At 45.9% G+C, this 19,551-nt stretch carries 17 protein-coding genes; 11 read left to right on the top strand and 6 right to left on the bottom strand.

All coding sequences use genetic code 11. The annotated features are described in order from the left end of the window. Positions 1-108: 108 nt before the first annotated feature. The 6 genes from FSU_RS03605 (at position 109) to FSU_RS03580 (ending at position 5,528) form a co-directional block, all read left to right on the top strand. Positions 109-954 (top strand): hypothetical protein, encoded by an 846-nt coding sequence (locus FSU_RS03605; RefSeq protein ID WP_012820188.1) that lies wholly within the window; start codon positions 109-111, stop codon positions 952-954. Between the two features lie 17 nt (positions 955-971). Beyond that, on the top strand, positions 972-2,015 hold the full coding sequence (locus FSU_RS03600; protein WP_012820187.1) for an FISUMP domain-containing protein: 1,044 nt from the start codon (positions 972-974) through the stop codon (positions 2,013-2,015). Between the two features lie 43 nt (positions 2,016-2,058). Beyond that, entirely contained in the window at positions 2,059-3,513 is a 1,455-nt protein-coding gene (locus FSU_RS03595) for a TonB family protein (protein ID WP_012820186.1), read from the top strand. 142 nt (positions 3,514-3,655) lie between these two features. Then, positions 3,656-3,883, top strand: coding sequence for a hypothetical protein (locus tag FSU_RS03590; RefSeq protein ID WP_012820185.1), 228 nt, complete (start codon positions 3,656-3,658; stop codon positions 3,881-3,883). A gap of 160 nt (positions 3,884-4,043) precedes the next feature. After that, positions 4,044-4,271, top strand: coding sequence for a hypothetical protein (locus FSU_RS03585; protein ID WP_012820184.1), 228 nt, complete (start codon positions 4,044-4,046; stop codon positions 4,269-4,271). A 54-nt stretch (positions 4,272-4,325) separates the two neighbouring features. Continuing rightward, positions 4,326-5,528 carry a fibrobacter succinogenes major paralogous domain-containing protein gene (locus FSU_RS03580; protein WP_012820183.1) on the top strand — a complete coding sequence of 401 codons (1,203 nt, stop codon included), beginning with the start codon at positions 4,326-4,328 and terminating at the stop codon, positions 5,526-5,528. 261 nt (positions 5,529-5,789) lie between these two features. Here FSU_RS03580 and argC read toward each other — a convergent pair whose 3' ends face one another. The 5 genes from argC to FSU_RS03555 all read right to left on the bottom strand — a co-directional run bounded on the left by argC (position 5,790) and on the right by FSU_RS03555 (position 9,623). Then, positions 5,790-6,755 (bottom strand): N-acetyl-gamma-glutamyl-phosphate reductase, encoded by a 966-nt coding sequence (gene argC / locus FSU_RS03575; RefSeq protein WP_012820181.1) that lies wholly within the window; start codon positions 6,753-6,755, stop codon positions 5,790-5,792. 113 nt (positions 6,756-6,868) lie between these two features. After that, the gene (locus FSU_RS03570) at positions 6,869-7,366 is read right to left on the bottom strand and encodes a YchJ family protein (protein ID WP_012820180.1); all 498 of its coding nucleotides are present in this window, start codon (positions 7,364-7,366) and stop codon (positions 6,869-6,871) included. A 163-nt stretch (positions 7,367-7,529) separates the two neighbouring features. Further along, positions 7,530-8,150, bottom strand: coding sequence for a methyltransferase (locus FSU_RS03565; protein ID WP_012820179.1), 621 nt, complete (start codon positions 8,148-8,150; stop codon positions 7,530-7,532). Beyond that, a complete protein-coding gene (gene rlmN, locus FSU_RS03560; protein ID WP_012820178.1) occupies positions 8,144-9,217 on the bottom strand; it encodes a dual-specificity RNA methyltransferase RlmN in 1,074 nt (357 codons plus the stop codon). Before rlmN ends, FSU_RS03565 begins: the two co-directional genes overlap by 7 nt. A gap of 40 nt (positions 9,218-9,257) precedes the next feature. After that, on the bottom strand, positions 9,258-9,623 hold the full coding sequence (locus FSU_RS03555; protein ID WP_012820177.1) for a helix-turn-helix domain-containing protein: 366 nt from the start codon (positions 9,621-9,623) through the stop codon (positions 9,258-9,260). Positions 9,624-9,926: 303 nt separating this feature from the next. Here FSU_RS03555 and FSU_RS03550 point away from each other — a divergent pair, with 303 nt between their 5' ends. The 3 genes from FSU_RS03550 to radA all read left to right on the top strand — a co-directional run bounded on the left by FSU_RS03550 (position 9,927) and on the right by radA (position 16,389). Then, positions 9,927-10,664 carry an SDR family NAD(P)-dependent oxidoreductase gene (locus FSU_RS03550; RefSeq protein WP_012820176.1) on the top strand — a complete coding sequence of 246 codons (738 nt, stop codon included), beginning with the start codon at positions 9,927-9,929 and terminating at the stop codon, positions 10,662-10,664. A 268-nt stretch (positions 10,665-10,932) separates the two neighbouring features. Then, complete coding sequence (locus FSU_RS03545; RefSeq protein ID WP_012820175.1) at positions 10,933-14,898, top strand: EAL domain-containing protein; 3,966 nt, start codon at positions 10,933-10,935, stop codon at positions 14,896-14,898. Positions 14,899-14,997: 99 nt separating this feature from the next. After that, a complete protein-coding gene (radA, locus tag FSU_RS03540) occupies positions 14,998-16,389 on the top strand; it encodes a DNA repair protein RadA (protein ID WP_012820174.1) in 1,392 nt (463 codons plus the stop codon). Positions 16,390-16,456: 67 nt separating this feature from the next. On the opposite strand, the gene FSU_RS03535 is transcribed toward radA, so the two are convergent. Further along, complete coding sequence (locus FSU_RS03535; RefSeq protein ID WP_012820173.1) at positions 16,457-17,770, bottom strand: pentapeptide repeat-containing protein; 1,314 nt, start codon at positions 17,768-17,770, stop codon at positions 16,457-16,459. Positions 17,771-17,894: 124 nt separating this feature from the next. Between FSU_RS03535 and FSU_RS03530 the strand changes: the two genes are divergently transcribed. Further along, on the top strand, positions 17,895-19,091 hold the full coding sequence (locus FSU_RS03530) for an NAD(P)/FAD-dependent oxidoreductase (RefSeq protein ID WP_012820172.1): 1,197 nt from the start codon (positions 17,895-17,897) through the stop codon (positions 19,089-19,091). A gap of 7 nt (positions 19,092-19,098) precedes the next feature. Continuing rightward, complete coding sequence (locus FSU_RS03525; protein WP_012820171.1) at positions 19,099-19,545, top strand: SufE family protein; 447 nt, start codon at positions 19,099-19,101, stop codon at positions 19,543-19,545. Positions 19,546-19,551: the final 6 nt, after the last annotated feature.

Here is a 19,551-nt window from a genome sequence, read left to right as displayed (position 1 = left end):
AAATTTTTGCGATTTGGGGAAGAGGGGAGGGCTTGGTGAGCGCTTTTTTGATTTTTCATTGTTTAATTGTTTATATTTGGTGTTAAAAAGTTTACAGGAATGCTAGCGATGACAAAATTAGATGATAGGATCAGGGAAGATCTTAAAAACCTATTAAAGGGTAAAAGAATTTGTCGCGCAGTCAATCTCAATAAAAAATTGTCTCAAAAGGTTTCTGAAAAGGGAGAACCTTCGCATTTTTGTGGTGATAGAGATGCATTTACGGTTATGGTTATGTTGAATCCGGGGTGCGATGCTACAGAAGCTGATGAAAGATTTTCAAAAATATCAAGAAGTTGGAAACGTGATGACTGGAATGATGAATCTATAGACAAATTCATTGAAGATTACAAGAGTTATAAGACGAATTATGCGGATTATTGGCCTGAATGTTATAGGTATGATGCTTTTGATGTTAAGCAGGCCGCTTTTTTGAAATCGTGGCCGGATAGTGGTATTGATCTTCCGAAAGATTTTGATTGTATACAGAATAAATTGCTTGCAAAGAGAAATGTCCTGCTTAAAAAGCTTCAGCTAGAGCTAGTTCCTTTTGCATCTCAAAGCTTTAAAGTGAGAACTGAAGAACTCGATTTGTTGGTCCCGTATTTTGAAGATTGTTTAGATGAAATTTTTTCAAGAGAGCGAAAGTATGTAATACTTTGTGGACAAATTTTTGAATCTTTGCTGAGGAAGATGAAAGAAGAGGGTAAACTAGAAATTGAATTTGAAGATCCGAAAAAATGTGATAATACAGATAAAATAAATAAACGTTGCATTGTTGTTCATTTGAAATATGATGGTGCTTGGAGAAAACTTCTTATTGCTCACACTTTTGCAAGTCAGGGATTAACGAATGCGTATAAGTCAATGGAAGAGTATGGGCTTTTTTGTTATAAAAAATTTAAAAATCTTTAATCAAGGAAGGATAAAATATGAAAGATGCAAAAATACAATGGATGATTGTATTGACTCTTTTGGCAGTGTGTCTTGGTGCTTGTAAGGATCACGATACACATTACGAATATTATGACAAAGACGGTTCAAAACCATTCAAGGTTTTTGAGGTGGACAGGACTACTGGAAAAATGGATGGCTCTTTTAAGCAGTTTAATAGAATGGGCATCCTTGTTAAGGAGGGAACGTATGAAAATGGACTGAAGAATGGAGTCTTTAAGGAGTATAGTAAGAACGGATCCCTTGTTTTGGAGGGCTCTTATGACCATGATTTGAAAAATGGTACTTTTAAGGAAGTTCTTGAGCATGGAAATGTAGTGGTGGAATACACCTATAAAAATGATTTTATCGAAGGACCTGTAAAGGTGTATAGAGGAGGAAAGCTTGTATCTAAGGGGGAAATTAAGGATGGGCGATATGTTCATACGAAATTTTTCACAGATCCTAGAGATGGACAAAAGTATCCTGTTGTGGTTATCGGATCGCGTGTTTGGATGGCTGCTAATTTGAACTATAAAACAGCTGAAAGTCATTGTCATGGTGATTATGAACATAACTGTGAAAAATATGGGAGGTTGTATTCTTGGAAAGATGCTGAGGATGCTTGCCCTGAAGGATGGGATATACCAAGCTACGCTGAATGGGTTGCTTTAAATAAATTTATAGGCGAAGAATACTATGGTGTCAATGATTTTTTTGCCTTTCCCTCTGCTAAGATGCTCATAAGTGTAACGGGTTGGGATTATACTAAATATGGTATAGACGCTTTTGGTTTTTCTGTATTACCCGCTGGTAAGGGGTACTATATACCGCCTAGGTACGTTGGTGGTAAACTTATTTATGAAGAGCGAACAGTTTATGAAGATCATAAAGGCGATAAGTCTGAGAGGGCTTATTTTTGGAGTTCGTCTCAAGTTAATGGAAACGAAAATAAAATGTATGTGGAACATGGTCCTGCAATGGATCTTTATCCCGAAAGTAAGGAAATGTGGCTTTCTGTTCGTTGCATCAAGGACGAGTGATAGAACATCTCTTTGAATAAAAAACTTAAAAAAGGAATAAAATATGAATAAATTCTCATTTACAATGTTGCTGGTTTCGGCACTGGCGGCTTTTGCGAATGCAACCTCGGGTGATAATGATCCCAAGCTTGTGACAGTGTTTTTTGGAACGTATGTCAAATTGCAAAACTCCTATTTTGAGGATACGGAAAAAATAGGTTCGTTTTATAATATTGGTTATCAATCCCCTAAGGGAATGCCTTATTTTGAGATGGGAGAATCTGAAAATCCAAATGCTATATTTGCTGTGGCAAAAGAAGCTATTGGTAAGTGTCCCGCAGGTGGAAAATTGTCTGTTACACCATATACGGAAAGAGGCGGGCGTGTTCTTAAGTATAAGTATGCGATAGATACTGGATGCGAGGAATTTGCATCGAAGCTCAAGTATGTGTGTGATGCGGCAACTGTGGATCTTGATGTTATTGAGGCGCAACAGATTGAAAATGGAACATTGAAGGATTCCCGTGACGGTAATGTTTATAAAACTGTGAAACATAAATCTTCCGATTTGACTTGGATGGCGGAGAATCTAAAATATAAAACGGATGGAAGCCATTGCTTGTTGGATAAAAAAGCTAATTGCAAAAAGTATGGTCGACTTTATACATGGAATGAAGCAATGAAGGTTTGCCCGGCTGGTTGGCGAGTGCCTGATGTGGGAGATTGGGTACGCTTATTTCTTGATGCGGGATGGAACGGCGAATTTGCCCCCAAAAAGAAAATTCTGGGGATTGGAAAAAAACTCAAAAGTAAAAATGGTTGGAAACAAAATGGAACAGATAATTTACAGTTTGCGGCAATGCAGGGGGGAGCTGCTGTTGTTAGAAAAAACGTGTTCGTGAGTGATATTGCTGCATTTTGGAGCTCTACGGACTACCCTGAAGGAGATGTTTTGGCTTACGGGTTAAGAGATGATGATGATGTTCATACTATGTATGAGGCAAAAGAAGATTTTTTGTCTGTTCGCTGTGTGAAGGGTGGTGAAAAAAAACAAGCAAAGGAAAATAAATCTCCTGAAAATCCTCCCGCGAAAAAGAATAGTGATGTTGAAATTGGCAAAAATAACTCTGGAAGCGCTCTTTCTTTATTAGTTACGGGCGAAAATTCAAAAGGAGTTAATTCCTATACTTTGTCTGTGTCTGTAAAAGATGTTAAAATAATATCAAGCGGAAATCGAATTGCTAAAAATCTAGAGAAGGTTGCACAACAGCGGAATCCTGGATTAAAACACGTCTATAAAAAGTTTTGGGATATGAAGGCTGGTTTTTCTGGTAATGTCGTTTTAAAGCTTACTATAGCTCCGAATGGTGATGTGATTAGTTGTTCAATAGAATCATCCACTACCGGATATAGTGATTTTGACAAAGAAATTGAGAAGACTGTGAGCCGTTGGGTATTCGACAAATCTGACGCTAATACCGTTGCGACGATTTCGTTTAGCTTCTCAAAGCTACAATAAAATAGAACTTGCCGAAAATCGCCAGTCCACCTCGGGCTGGCTTTCTCTTTTGTAAATTTTTTCGATTCTTGCTAACGGTTGTTTGCAAAATAAACCGTCCGACGGACGATCCCTTGTTTTTGAAATTTCATCATTTTATATTATGAGAACTATGGCAAGACCCATTCGTGAAACTCCGATTCTCTATGGCGAGGATGCTCGTCGCTTTCTTGAAAACATGAAGATCCGTCGACCGGAAACTCCTGAAGCTCGTGCCCAGCGCTTGCGCGATTACGAGTTTATGAAAAAGGCTTACGAATTGGGTATGGCTGAAAAGCGTGCTCGAGAAGAAGCTAATGGAGGTGTTGATCCATGGTTCAAGAAGGTATAGATACTGAAAAATATTTTTTTTCACCTCCGAAAAAAATGCCAGCTTCGCTTCTGGCTCATATTCTCTTTTGTAAAATCTTTTGATTCTTGCAAACGGTTGATTGCAAAATAAACCGTCCGACGGACGATCCCTTGTTTTTGAAATTTCATCATTTTATATTATGAAAACTATGGCAAGACCCATTCGTGAAACTCCGATTCTCTATGGCGAGGATGCTCGTCGTTTTCTTGAAAACATGAAGATTCGTCGACCGGAAACTCCAGAAGCTCGTGCTCAGCGCTTGCGCGATTATGAGTTTATGAAAAAGGCTTACGAACGTGGTATGGCTGAACAGCGTGCTCGAGAAGAAGCTAATGGAGGTTTTGATCCATGGTTCAAGAAGGTATAGATTCTTTCTGTCAAACCTTGACTTTGTATCGTTTCTTTTTACATTTGGATAGGTATGTTAAAAGTGAAAAAGGGTATTTTGTTCTGTTTGTCGATTGTGACCGTAGGCTTCTTCGCTGCCTGTGGCGATGATCCTAGTTCGTCAAATAGCGCTACCCCTGCGCAAGAAAATATTTTGCCCGAAGAGCCTGAAAAAGTAGAGGTTTCTTCTAGTAGTGTTAATGTTGTTCCTGCTTCTAGTGCAGAAATTTCCGCAAGCAAACCTACAATTCCTTCATATACTGTTGAAAAAGGAACCATGGTCGATGAGCGTGATTGCCGAACCTATAAGACGATTACCATCGGTACGCAAACTTGGATGGCTGAAAACCTGAAATTTGAATATAAGGTCGATGGGAAAACATACGGCAACTCTTGTAACCCAGATAGTTGCGAAACATTCGGTCGCCATTACACTTGGGCGGCTGCAATGGATAGTGCTGTAGTGTTTACTAACGATAGTGAAAATTGTGGCTATGGTGTAACCTGTTCGCCCACATATCCTGTTCCCGGCATTTGCCCTGAGGGATGGCATATACCAGATTCTACTGAATGGGTTGAGTTTTATAAGATTCTGAACGAAGACCCACATGCGATGCAGGCTGAAGACTTTATAAGAAGTAAAAGCGCGATTAGAAAGGGTTTGGTGGCGACTAATGCAAGTGGCTTTTCTGCTCTTTATGAAACTCTTTCTTTGGTTGCTGGACACACTGCGAGTGGAGCCTTTTTTTGGAGTTCTACAGATTATATCACAAGCCGTGCATACTATTGGCATGTGTCAGAATCGGAGGCTCGTCTTGATAACAATAAAATCTGTGACAAAGGAACTGGAATGGCTGTACGCTGCATAAAGGACTTTGGTACTGTGGTGACTCCTTCTAGTAGCTGCGTTGAAGAACCTCCTGTTTCGAATGTCGAAAATCCTGTAGATACGGTTAGTAGTACAATTATCAAATTGAGCAGCAGTAGTCAAGCAGTCAAATCTAGTAGTAGTAAGGATAAAGGGGATCGAATGTTTTATCTTCCGACTTTGATTCAGGCTTGCGCTTACGCTAATCTTGGTAATGCTCGTTTTATAGAGTGTAAAAGCCCCAATGCTATTGATTGCCTCCAAAAAATAAACGGATGTAATTTTGATGCTGTTGAATATTGCGGTTGTTGGGAAAGTGAAGATGCGTATATATACTATCGCAACAAAGATAAAGGACAAATTCGGTAGAATTTGTATAAACGTCGCCAGCCCACCTCGGGCTGGCTTTCTCTTTTGCCTCAAAATCGCCCGACAGACGACCCCTTGTTTTTGAAATTGGTCAAATCTATATTACAGTCAATCCCAATTTGTTTTTTTTCAGCAATTGAGGCGTAATTATGGATAACGAGGCTTAGTTTTTCCATCTAATATTTCACCTCCAAAAACAAAAAACGCCAAAACTCATGGAGCTTTGGCGTTTTTTGAAATTTAACGGGTGACGAATGCGGATTAAACCAAACCGATTGTTTCATCGAGGCCGAGCGCGATATTCATGTTCTGAATAGCGGCGCCACTAGCACCCTTGCCGAGGTTGTCGATGATCGTCGTGACCTGCATGATGTTTTCGTTGCCGAAAACCTGGATGCGAGCGTTGTTCGTGTCGTTGCAGACTGTCGGATCCAAGCGGCCGTTGAACAGCACCGGAGCGGCTTCGTACGGCAAGACTTTCACGAACTTTGAGCCTTCGTAATGCTTGGCGAGGATTTCGGTCAAGTCCTGCGGACCGACCTTCTTCGAAAGCATGTTCGGGAAGATGGCGACCGTCACGGCCATACCCTTGTAGTAGGGGCCAAGCACCGGGTTGAAGAACGGGACGTTTTCGAGTCCGCAGTACTTCTTCATTTCGGGGAGGTGCTTGTGGGCGAGCGCAAGCGCGTACGGGGCGGGAGCCATGATGGCCTTCGATTCACCAGCCTTGTGGCTGAGGGCGTCTTCGGCTTCGTATTCTGCGATGAGCTTCTTGCCACCGCCGGAGTAACCGGTGATGCTGTAGGCGGCGAGGTTAGCGCTCTTTGGGAGGATTCCCGATGCAACGAGCGGATGAACGCCGAGGATAAATCCGGAGGCGTGGCAACCGGGGTTTGCAATGCGCTTGCTCTTGGAAATCGCTTCGCGTTGTTCGGCCGAAAGTTCCGGCATACCGTATGTCCAAGCCGGGTTCACGCGATGAGCCGTGGAGGCGTCGATGATGCGCGTGTTCGGATTCGTGCAGAGGGCGGCGCTTTCCATGGACGCTGCGTCCGGGAGGCAAAGGAACGTCACGTCAGATTCATTGATCATCTTCTGGCGTTCGTTCACGTCCTTGCGGAGTTCTGGATTGATCTTGAGAATTTCCAGGTCGTTGCGCTTGGCAAGTCTCTCGAAAATTTGCAGGCCGGTGGTCCCTGCTTCGCCATCTACGAAAACTTTGAACATATTTAATAGGTAATGGTTGATTGTAGAACTTAGAACTTAGAGCTTAGAACTTAGAATATGCTAATAACTAAGTTCTGCTAACTAAGCTCTGCCAACTGCGACGAAGTCGCGAATTACTTATTCGCGCCGCAGCACTTCTTGTACTTCTTGCCTGAACCGCACGGGCACGGGTCGTTACGGCCAACAACCGGACCTTCGTGGCGGACAGTTTCCTGCTTCACGGCACGACCGTCATAGAAGTACCAAGCACCACCCACCTTGTGGAATTCGCCAAGTTCGTGGTGGTTGCGGGTGATGTTTCCCTGCTTGAAACGAGCGACAAATTCGACCCAACCGATGTTCTTGTCTTCTTCGGTCTTGGTCTGCTTGATTTCGATGCCGAGCCATTCGGACTGACGGCTCCAGGCTTCTACGCTCGGTTCGTCAAAGTCGTCACGCTGGGTGGCTTCGAGGGAGTCCTTGAGCCATGCAATTTCGTGCTTGGCGTAAGCGGTGTAGCGGGAGCGCATAAGGGCTTCCGGGGACGGGGCGAGAGTGGTCTTCTTAATAATCGGTTCGCAGCAGTCGCAGTAGGCCTTGCCAGAACCGCACGGGCATAAATCGTTAGCCATAATAAAATCCTTATAAAAAACTGGGCTAAAAATACAAAAAAATGGTGCGCCTGTGGAGTCTATCGCGCTTTTTTTACAGAGGTTCCCGTAATAAAAAAGACGAGAGCTTAATTCTCTCGTCTCTAGTCTGTAGCCCGCTACAGCGGGCGTTCTCTCTTCAAAATTACAGGCACTTCTTCAAGAGCCAGAATTCTTCCTTGCCTTCGCGGCCCGGAATGCTGTTCGTGGGCTTGATGCGTTCAACAATGTCAAACACGCCGTCCAGGCGAGCCATGAGTTCGCCTTCGCTCATGCAGTGTGGAGGGCCCTGCATGGTCTTGCCGTTCATGAGCGGGTACATGAGGCAGATGAACACGCCGTCATCCTTCATCATCCTATAGCAGACTTCGAAAAATTCGTCACGACGGCCCGGATGGATAGCCGAGAATGCGCCGTAATCATAGATGATGTCAAACTGCTGGCCACCGCGCTTGGCATCCTTCGGAGAAAGGGTGAACAAGTCGAGGTCGAGGGAGCGCAAGTTCTTGTGCTTGCGGCTCAAGTGGTCCAGTTCATCAACGGCGGTCGGTGCAAAGTCAACTGCCAAAACATCGTGTCCACGCAAAGCCCATGCCTCGGCATCGTAGCCGAACCCAGCGCCGGGAATCAGCACGGAGCCTTCTGCAGGGCAGGAGGGGTGCTTGAAAAATTCAAGCAGGGCCGGAGTCGCCTTCTTGAAATTCCAGTAGTCCTTGCCTTCGGCATAGAGATTGTCCCAGAATTCCGGGAGGTTTTGCGTTAACATTCTTTACCTTCCTTTTTGTACGCTAATTGTCCACACGCTGCAAGGATGTCCCTGCCGCGCGGATTACGGATCGTTATTTGAATTTCAGCAGCTCGCACAGCGGCGAGGAAATCTTCCACCTCTTCGGGGGTGGGGGCGTGGAGCGTCGGGTCATCGCCGTCGTTTAGCACGATGGCGTTCACCTTCACGCGGCGCGGGGCGCAAATGCGGATGAGCTCTTTTGCGGCCTTGGGCGTGCAGGTGATGTTCTGGATGAGCACGAACTCGAACGTCACATAATTATCGGTGCGGCGGATGTATTCGTCAACCGCCTCCAAAAGTTTTTCGATGGGCCAGGTCTTGTTCACCGGCATCACGGACGAACGGTATTCGTTGTTCGTGCTGTTGAGGCTCACGGCGAGGCAGCAGGGCGTGTTGCGGTCCACGAGCTCCTTGATCTTCGGGACGACACCCGAAGTGCTCACGGTCATGCGCTTTGCGCCCATGTTGAAAAGTTTCTGGTTGTGCAGCGTGCAGCAGACGCGGTGGACGTTCTCGAGGTTGTTGAGCGGTTCGCCCATGCCCATGAAAATGATATTCGTCACCTGAGCGACTCCGCCTTCTTCGTTCATGAAGCCGTTGTCCTTCAAGTACCAGTTGACGTTGATGATTTCTTCGAGAATTTCGCCTGCTTCGAGGTTACGCGTGAATCCCATCTTGGCGGTGCGGCAGAATGCGCAGTTCATGGCGCAGCCGACCTGGGTCGATACGCAAACGGAATAGCGACCGTTTGCCGGGATCATCACGGTTTCGATATGGTGACCGTCTTCGGTCTCAAAAAGCCACTTGACCGTTCCATCGACAGAAACAGAACGCTGGTCTTCCTTGAGACCGCAAAGCGTGAACTGTTTTGCCATTTTTTCGCGGAGGGCAGGGGAGATGTTCACCATCTCGTCGTAAGAACGCACCTGCTGGCAGAATAGCCATTTTTGAATCTGGTCGGCGCGGTAGGGCTTTTCGTCAACATCCCGAAGCCAAGCTTTGAGCTCGTCGGTTGTCAAAGTTTTTATATTGCGCTGCCATTCCATGGCTAGTAAAGATAGAAAATTTTAAGCTTTTTGTTAAGGGCTATGGCTTGTCTAACCCTCCCGCTCGGTGGATGTATTCTAGGCTTGGGTTGTGTGTCTCGGCGGCGTTCCTTGCTGAGAAATCATCATTTTTGTCGACTTGATCGGTCTTGCTTTGCCAAAAAAGGTGTTGGTAAATGCGGTCCATCTCGGACATGAGCGAACCCATGCTTGTCTTGAGCGCGATGGCTAGTTGCGAGAGCGTGTCTAGCGACGGTATTCGTTTTCCACACTCCATCTGCGATATGTACTGCCTTGAAATTCCTGATTCGAGGGATAGTGACTGCTGAGTATGCCGTCGCTGTTGCCGGATTGAAATAATGAGTAGCCTGATGGCTTCGTGTAGTAGGAGCGTCTCGTAATTCATCTGGTGCTAATTTTACGTAATTGCGCAAATTTTTTGTGCATGCGATAGTTTGCAAAAGACGTAAAAGTTTAAAATCTTTTGATTTTCTTAAAAATCACGTCATAAAACGACGTTAACTTTATTTTCCCCAGAAAACTCTTTTTTTTGCCTGAAAATGGGAATTTTGTTTTGAAATAACCCTGAGGCAAATGATTGGAATTTTTACGTTTGTATACAGAATTGTCATATTGAGTTGTTCTTGTCCTAAAAAGGATTGTTTATTTTTCAATTAGATTTATCACGCATAGCGCAAAGGGATACGGAATGATTGATGTAAAAGGAAAATGGTGTTTGGTGACGGGCGGATGCCGTGGTGTCGGACGCCTCATCGCTATTGAAATGGCTAAACTCGGTGCAAACCTCATCTTGCAGGGGCGCGACAAGAGCCATGCCGAAAAGGTAATTGCCGAACTTGCACCGTATGGCGTACAGGTGAAGGCTGTGGGCTGCAATCTCGAAAATGAAGCTGAAATTGAAGCAGCCCTTGCTGAAATTGATTCTTTTGGCGTGCAGGTGGACCTCGTGTTCAATAACGCGGGCCTTATGAGCCACTATTTTTCCGATTACACGACGAATACAATGGATGATTTCCGCCAGGCGATGGCGGTGAACTTCTTTGCTCCGATAAAGATCGCCTATCACTTCTTGCCGGGCATGATCAAGCGCGGTTTTGGCCGTATGCAGCTTACGACGAGCGGTATCGCCAATGAACCGGAACTTGCCGCTTATGCCTGCGCAAAGGCTGCCCTTACCAAGTTCGTGAAGGATTTTGCCTGCAAGCTGAACGGTACCGATGTGATGATGAATGTGATGGATCCGGGTTGGCTCCGTACGGATCTCGGCGGCCCGAATGCCCCAAATGCACCGGAAACGGTTGTTCCGGGCGCTCTCGTGAGCGTGCTCCTTGACGACAAGAAGAGTGGTCGCTGGTTTAGCGCCCAGGATTACGTGGGCAAGAGCGTTGCTGATGCTGTAGAAGCTGGCCGCAACGTCTTCGCTTAACCGCGTTTTCTGCTTTTTTGCCTATATCTGACTATAGTTGCTTAAATGGCCAATGTTAATCCCGCATGATGTGCGGGATTTTTGTGTTTCCTATCGCATGAATATTTTAATTTTGATACGAAAATACTTCACAAAACTTGCGGATTTTAAAAAATTATGCTATTTTAATAAATAAAGGTTATTTTTAACCTTTAGAGGAACATAGGGAGGGGGAGTAGTTTTGGACCGTTATGGGATGTAAAATCCTTCGTTGCGGAGGCGTGTGGTTATGTCTGATGCTGGTGAAAAAAAGATTCCTGAGGGGATACGGAATGAATTGGAGCATTCCGAAGTTCCGCTTGCTGTCTACCGATTTGTAGATGGTCATATTCAGACTATTCTTGTTTCTGATGGACTTGTTCGTTGGCAGGCCCCTGGTAGTACTCGCGAAGATTTGCTGAAATTCCTTGATACGGACATGTACAGGGATGTCCATCGCGAAGATATTGTTTTTGTGGCGACTAAGGCTAAAGAATTCGCAAAATCCAAGGATGGTCGTTACGAGGTTGTTTACCGTCAAAAATTGTATGGCAAGGACGAATACCGAACATTGCATGCTCAAGGTTACCATCGTGTTTTGGATGATGGCTCGGAATGTGCAATTGTTGTTTACGACGATGTGACCTCTGCTTTTGATACGTGCAAGAATTTCCGTAATGAATTTGATAACAGCTTGATTGAGTTTTTGAACAATGACAGCGTAGAGCCTTTTGTCATTGTCGATGCCAAAACTCATGAAATCTATATGCTCAGTGCGTCTGTAGATAAGGTCTGGACGCCTGTAAAAGCTTTTGATTCCGGCATCACATTTGAAGAGTATTTCTTTGACCCTAATGAAGTCCAGCTCATTACCCTTGAAGAGGTCCTTGAAAAGGGCGAAGTCCTTGTCCCGAATTCCCGTACGGGCGGTGACCTGATTTTGAAAGCTTCCTTAATCAAGTGGCATGGCAAGGATGCAATTTTCCATAGGATTAGCGAAAGAACGGACCGTTATTTTGATACATTGACGGGTCTTCCGAATATGGAATATTGCCGCATGCGTGGAGAGAGCTATGTTACCGATATCCGGATTGCCGGCGGGACGCCTTCTGTCGCATTCTTTGACATCGTTGGGATGAAACTCTACAATAATGCGAATGGCTATGATAAGGGTAATGAGTTTTTGCTCAATTTCGCAGCGGCGCTAAAGAAAGTATTCCCGAATAACTTGATTTGTCGTTTAGCCAATGACCATTTTACGGTCGTTGCAGACATGAAAAATATTGAGGACAAGCTTTGTGAAGTCCGCAAATATGTCAAGAGCGTCGTTTCCAAGATTTCGATGGATGTGAACATTGGCATCTCTAAAATTGATGAATTTGAAACGATGGTCGATGCCAACGAAAAGGCCAAGATTGCATGTAAAGTTCAGAAGTCGTCTAGCGACAGCTTTGTCCGCTATTACGATGAGGATTTGCGCAAGGCGCTTGTGCTGCAGAATTACGTGGTAAACCATATTGACGAGGCTATAAAGAATGGCTACATCAAGGTTTACTACCAGCCGGTGGTCCGTACGATTACGGAAACTTTCTGCGGTATGGAAGCGCTGGCCCGTTGGGTGGATCCGCAATATGGTTTTTTGAATCCGGCGGTCTTTATTGGCGCTCTCGAAGAATCTCGCCAGATCCATAAGCTTGATAGCCACGTCATTAACATTGTCTGTAAGGAAATGCGTGCGGAACTGGATGCTGGCAAACCGATTGTCCCTGTGTCCTTTAACCTTTCGCGTTTGGACTTTATCGGCTGCGATATCTTTGATGTTGTAGAACGAGCTCTTGAAAAATACAGCATTGACCGAGAATACATCCGAGTCGAAATTACAGAAAGCATCATGGCTTCGGATTCCTATGTTCGAAGTGAAATCCAGAGATTCCGCTTGGTCGGTTACGAAGTATGGATGGACGACTTTGGCAGTGGATACTCTTCGCTCAATACGCTTAAGGATTACAAGTTCGATGAGCTAAAAATCGACATGGCGTTCCTTTCGAACTTTAACGATGCCTCTCGCACGATTATCAGTTCCACGGTTCGCATGGCGAAAAATCTTGGGCTAAAGACTCTTGCCGAAGGTGTCGAGACCAAGGAACAGATGGATTTCTTGAAGGGCATCGGTTGCGAAAAGGTCCAGGGGTACTATTACGGAAAACCTCAGCCGTTAAAGGATACCATGAAACACATGGAATCCATTGGTATGGCTGTCGAAGACCATAATGCACGTGTGGTTTATTCCAAATTGGGAAGCTTAGACTACCTTGTGGATTCTCCTAAGGGGATTCTCTCTTATAAGGATGGCTTGTTTAAGTTCTTGTTTGTGAACAAGCAGTTCGAAGAGCAGATATCGAGCCTTGGCTTTGCCCATATTGAAGATGTTGAAAAGGCTATCAATGACCCAAAGGATCCTGCATACTACACGCTTCACGAAGCTGAAAAGGCTGCATATACTGGCCCGCGTGAAATAACGTATGCCGCTCGTGGTTCGTATGTCTTTTTGAGCGGATGCTTGATTGCCGATATTGAAGGTAACCACATTTATGACATGTCTCTACGCAATACGCATGTGAGTGCCTTTGATATCTCTTCATCGAGTAGTAAGATTACGTCGCTCCCGACAGATGCAAAGACAATCTTGCTTGCCGATATGAATCCGCAGAACCGCGCTTTCCTTGAAAGTGTCTTGAGATCGAATTACAACTTGCTGCTTGCCGAGGATGGCGAACAGGTGCTCAATTTCTTGCTGGAATACGGTAACCATATTTCGCTCGCGTTGATTGCGGCGGATCTCCCGAAAATTGACGGTTTCAAGATTATCCAGAAGTTTAGAGGTGAAAAGCGTGAATGCCAGATTCCGTTTATCGTGATGACCGATAACATGGAACTCGCAAAAGAAGGGATGCGCCTAGGCGCCTACCAGTTTATCCATACGCCCATAACCAGTAGGGACCAGGTCAAGTCTAAGATCGATGGCGCTATCAAGAATACGGAAGTGCTCCACCAGCTTGCGCTGAACTATATGGAATACGTCCCGGGTGGAGTTATCCTTTTGGAAGCTGTCAGTGGGGATATCCTGTATGTGAATGGCCGTGCGCTAGAAATCTTTGATTGCGATAACGTTGACGATTTCCGCAGCTTGGCGGGTAATAAGTTTGAGGGGGCTGTTCTTCCAGAAGATTATGCTGCCGTTGATGAAACTCTTGAAACTCTGTTCCGGAGTAGGAGTGCTCTGCCTTCACAAACGACATACAGAGTCAGGACCAAGAAGGGTTTTGTCAAGCGTATTTACCATGTGGGGCGATACTTTAGGGATACTCCGTATGGGCGCATTTTGTCGGTGTTCGTCTCCGAAGACGATATGGCATTAAAAAATTACTTTGGCCGAAAGAACGCTTTCAAGTTGTTCATGGCGTCTGGTGAGGCGACCCATACCAAGTCGTATGAGCCGGGATACAAGGGATACTTGTTCTGGAATCTCACGAGGAATTCGCCGGTAATCAGGATGGACGGTATTTCGTATATTCCGAAAGAACTTACGGGTAAGTACACTTATGACGCCCACTTTGACTATTTGGTGGAATTGATGTCAAAGGATAGTGTAAATATCCAGAAAACGTCAAGCTACACTCGTGAAAAATTGATTCTTGCTTATGCAAATAAGCGGGCCGTTCCTTCGCTGAACTTGAATTATAATTTGAAGAATGGATGGTTCTCCATCAAATCGACTTTTGACATGATGGCAGACCCGGATACGGGTGACGTGATTTTGAAACTCCAGAATGAAAACGATACGGATGTCGAAGCCTACAAGGAATTGACGGATGCTGTCGTTATGAATCTGTATGACCAAATCATTTATCTCGATGGAAATACGGATAGGCTGTTGAGTCTTTCTTGCCTTGAAGGAAAACCGATGTATGTTCAAAGGACGATTTCGGATTCTATGGACAATCTTTGCAAGCTGTTCCAGATGCCGGTCTGTACGGCCGAAAAATTCATGGAAATAGCGAAGATGCGGAGTGCTTCTGGTGAAACGTATGGCAGAACGCTGACGCTTGATGATGGGCATGTAAAGTTTGTACGAGCGAAACCGCTGTATAATGGTTCTGACAAGTACATCATTACCGTTTCGGATATTACTCACGCGAAAAAAGAGTTTCAATAAAAAAAACTCCATGAAAAAAAGTCATTTCCCGTTCTTATGGACGGGAAATTTTTGTATAATGACACCTTTTGACATGGTGCTTTTGTTATATTAGTGCTCATGGTAGCAGTAAATAAGTCTAAGAAAGAAATTGAATATCTCTGTACGGAATGTGGCAATACGACTCCGAAGTGGGCGGGCAAGTGTCCGTTTTGTGGAGCGTGGAGCTCGCTTAAGGAACATGTCATTGAACGGATCACGGATGGCGCTGGGCGTACGGGGCGTGGGCTTGGCGGCCCGGTTCATAAGGTGGTACTGCTCAAGGATGTTGCAGCGGAAGATACGCGCCGCTTGAGTACTGCGAATTCTGAATTTGACCGTGTGCTTGGAGGTGGTTTTGCACCGGGAAGCTTGGTGCTGATTGGTGGCGATCCGGGAATTGGCAAGTCAACGCTTGTGCTTACGACGCTTGCGACCATGAATGCGGCGGGAGTCAAGGCTCTGTACGTGAGTGGCGAAGAGAGCGCATGCCAGGTGAAACTCCGTAGCGAGCGTTTGAATGTTTCGGGGAGTGACATGATGCTCCTTTGCGAAACGAATCTTGAAAAAATTTTGGAGCAGGCCAAAGAGGTAAAGCCTCAGGTGCTTGTGATTGACTCTATTCAGACAGTTTACAAGAGCGACCTTTCGGGAACGCCTGGTTGCGCAACGCAATTGCGTGAATGTACTCTAGACTTGATGGTCTTTGCAAAAAATTCTGGATGCATCACGATTCTCATTGGGCATGTAACGAAGGACGGGCAAATTGCCGGTCCGAGAATCTTGGAGCACATGGTCGATACGGTCGTGTACTTTGAGGGCGACCGGAATCACCAGTATAGACTTTTGCGGACTATCAAGAACCGTTTTGGTGCAACCGATGAAATCGGCGTTTTTGAAATGACTAGCCACGGGCTGAACCCTGTGTTGAATCCGAGCAAGGTCTTTTTGCAGGAGGGCGTTCCTCCGACTCCGGGAAGTGCTGTCTGCTGTACCATGGAAGGGTCTCGGGCGCTTCTGTTTGAAACGCAGGCTTTGGTGAATCAGACTAATTTTGCGGTACCTCAGCGCGTGGCGGCCGGCATTGACCCAAAGCGTCTTACAATTATTCTTGCGCTTTTGGAAAAGTTTGGCGGCGTGACGATTGGCGCCTCGGATGTGTTTGCAAGTATTGCTGGAGGCATGAAGGTGAATGATGCTTCTTCGGATTTGGCTCTTGCGCTAGCTGTCGCAAGTAACCATTTGGGTATCCCGCTTTCACGGCAGACGATTGCGATTGGCGAGCTTGGACTGTCGGGCGAGGTGCGAGGCGTGAGTCTTCTGGACCAGAGGCTCAAGGAAGCGAGCCGCTTGGGGATGACTGAGGCGGTTGTGCCTGCGAGCTGCAAGCTTTCTGAAAATATGGGTTCGATGAAGGTCGTGCGAGTGCATTCGCTATCCGAAGCCATTAGCTGGCTCATGGACAAGAAGTAGGGCGCCTTTGGCGCAAAAGAAAAGGGGCGCTCGATGAGCGTCCCTCGTTTCCGTTATTCAAAAGGATTTATTTTTCGCCCGGTCTTCTGAAACCATATGCGCGCGGATCGAAACCGCTGGGGAACTTGGTTCTTTCGTTGTAAGTCACCTTCTTGGCGGTGAACTTTTCAATCTTTGCACCGGTCAAGTCTGCACCGGAGAAGTCCACGTCTTCCATCTTGGTGTCTGCGTCGATCTTGACACCTTCCATCTTAGCATTGAGGAAGGTTACCTTGATGAGCTTTGCACCAGAGAAGTTTGCACCGGAGAGCTGGGCATTGTTGAATGCAGAGCGTTCGATGGTGGAGTTTGCAAAGTTTGCCTTGGTGAGGTCTGCGTTATCAAAGATATCCTTGAAAACGTAGGCACCGTCGAACACAGCCTTCATGAGTTCAGCGTAGTTGAACACGTTCTTGCTGACGCTTGCATCGAAGAAGGAAGCCTTGTTGAGCTTGGTCTTGTCGAAAGAGCTCTTGGAAACGTCGCCCTTGTCGAAGATGACGCCGTTCAAGTCCTGGTTGGTGAACTTCATGTTCTTGACCTTGGACTGAGCGAACTTGGCCTTCTGGAGCTGTGTTCTGGAGAGGTCCACGTCATTGAAGGTGGTCAAGGAAAGGTCTGCTTCCTGGAGGTTCACGTTGTTGAACGTTGCTCCACCGAATTCAGCCTGAGAAAGACCTGCCTTAGCAAAGTTCACGTTGTTGAGCTTCACACCGGAGAAGTTTGCAGCGATGAGGTTGCAAGCTGTGAAGTCCGTCTTTTCCATGGTGGTCTTGCGGAGGTCGCTGTTAGCCATCAAGGAACGGGAGAAGTTCGTGTTGGTGAGGTTTGCCTTGCTGAAGTCAGCATTGGTAAGGTCCATGTCCATCACGGAAGCCTGGGTGAGGTCAGCCTTGCTGAAGTCGCATTCGTCAGAGACCTTCATGGCATCGAGACGAGCGTTCTTGAGGTTGGCCTTCGGGAATTTGCTATCAAGAAGAGTTGCACGATAGAGGTTTGCGCCTTCGAGGTTTGCGCCTTCGAAGCTTGCAGAACGAATGTCTGCGCCGCTAATCGTTGCACCCTTGAGGTTTGCACCTTCGAAGTTGGCGCCGCTAATCACGGCATTGCGGAAAGAGACTTCGGGAAGGTTTGCGCCTTCGAAGTCCGGAGATTCACCGGCAGAGCGCTGGAAGTCCGTAACGCCCTTGACAGCTCTTGCCTTCTGGAACTGATAGTTGTCGATACGCTTGTCGCGGAAGGATGTATTCAGTTCTTTACCTCTGAAGTCCTGTGCAGACACGTTGAGCGCGAGTGCACCAAGGAGGCAGAGACCAAATTTATAGACGTTCTTCATATTCATAGTCAAATTCCCTTTATGAAAAAAAGTAAATCAAATAACGGATAGCCCTAAAATAACTAAAAAAATTGCAAAACTAACAATGAAAAATAAAAACTGACCAAATAAATACTAATTTTACGTTGAAATGACTTGTTTTCGTTCAAATTCTTACAAAGTGGTGATCTGCGGGGCAGGTCCGGCCGGTCTTATGGCCGCTTACCAGCTTGGAAAATTGACGGGTGGTGATGGACAAATCCTACTTCTGGATAAAAAAGAGCCTTGGAAAGAGCCCATTTTTTGTGCAGAAGCCGTATCTACGCACCGTTTGAACGAACTTTGGCCTATTGATGAATCCTGGGTGCGTGGGAGCCTTTCGGGCATCTATTTTACATCGCCTAAGGGTTACAAGGCTGAATTTTATAGTAAAGACTGCGGCCGCTTGCTTGACCGTTCAAAGTTCCACCATGCGATAGCCGATGCTTGCGTAGAATCTGGCGTGGAATGCCGTTTTGATGCGCTTGTGAAAAGCATTGAAAAGACTGAAAACGGCTGGAATTTGAATGTTCAGGTGGGCAAAGAGTTTTTTTCACTTTCAGCAGATGCATTTATAGACGCTAGTGGCCCCGGGTGCCGTTTGACGCGTGGAATCCCATGCCTTGAAGGGATTGAATCGGGGGATACCGATTTGGAACCGGGCATTTTTGCAGTAGCCGAAGGGATTGAACACGACCGCGATCATATCGATTTGCTTTATGGGAGTGAATTCCCAGGCGGTTATGGCTGGATTTTCCCGCGTGATGGCAAGGAAGTGAATGTCGGTTTTGTACTTTCGAAGGATGCAAAACCGGATATGCCATTGCGTGAAAAGCTCAAGCACTTTATTGCAACGCATTACCCGAATGCAAAGGTGAAGGCGATTTACGGTGGTATGATTGCCTGTGGGCAGTCCGATAAGCCGCTTGCCAAGTGTGGTCTGTTTAAGGCGGGCGATGCTGCAAGTTGCGTGAATCCGTTGAGCCGTTCTGGAATTGTCGAAGCTTTGCTGAGCGGAAAAATTGTGGCCGAGGCTGTTCATGAATGGCTCAATGCATCGGACGATGCTGCTCGTTCCCGTATTGAAGCTTCTGTCCTTGACCGCTGGATGGCTAAGCTTGGAAAGTCTCATTTGCAGATTGCAAGGGCAAAGCCAGGGCTTGCGAAAATCAAGGATGAACAGTTTGACAAGGCGGCAAAGCGCCTCTCGAAGCTCCCGCGTGAAAAGCAGACTCTGCTAAGAATTTTCTGGGCGGTACTTTGGTCCTGCCCGTCTGTAATTTGGAAAATGCGTTCTTTTTTGCATTGATTTGATTATGTCAGAAAGTATTGTTGATCGTCAAGAAAAGATTAGAGCAAAATTTGCTTCGTTCACAGATCCGGATGACAAGTGGAAATTCCTCTTGGATTTGGCTCGTGAACACAAGGGTATGGATGCCTCCCTCAAGGCGGAAAAGTTCATTATCCAGGGCTGCGCCTCAACAATGTATCTCGTGCCGAAATTTGATGGCGCAAAAATCCATTTTGAGATGGATGTGGAAGGCGGTACGACGAACCCGCTGATTAGCCGTGGTCTCGGTGCGCTCGCCTTGCAGATTTTCAACGACATGGCTCCGGCCGATATCCTTTCGGTGGATCCGACGTTTTTCCAGCAGATTGGACTCAATGTCGGGCTTTCACCAACACGTTCAAACGGTTTTGCAAGCCTTTTGAAACAAATTTATTTATACGCACGCGTCTTTGACGCAATTTCAAAAAAATAGGACGAC

This window comes from Fibrobacter succinogenes subsp. succinogenes S85, assembly GCF_000146505.1.
Classification (GTDB): domain Bacteria; phylum Fibrobacterota; class Fibrobacteria; order Fibrobacterales; family Fibrobacteraceae; genus Fibrobacter; species Fibrobacter succinogenes.
Note: the sequence above shows the minus strand (reverse complement) of the source record. Positions and strands in the feature narration are given on the sequence as shown.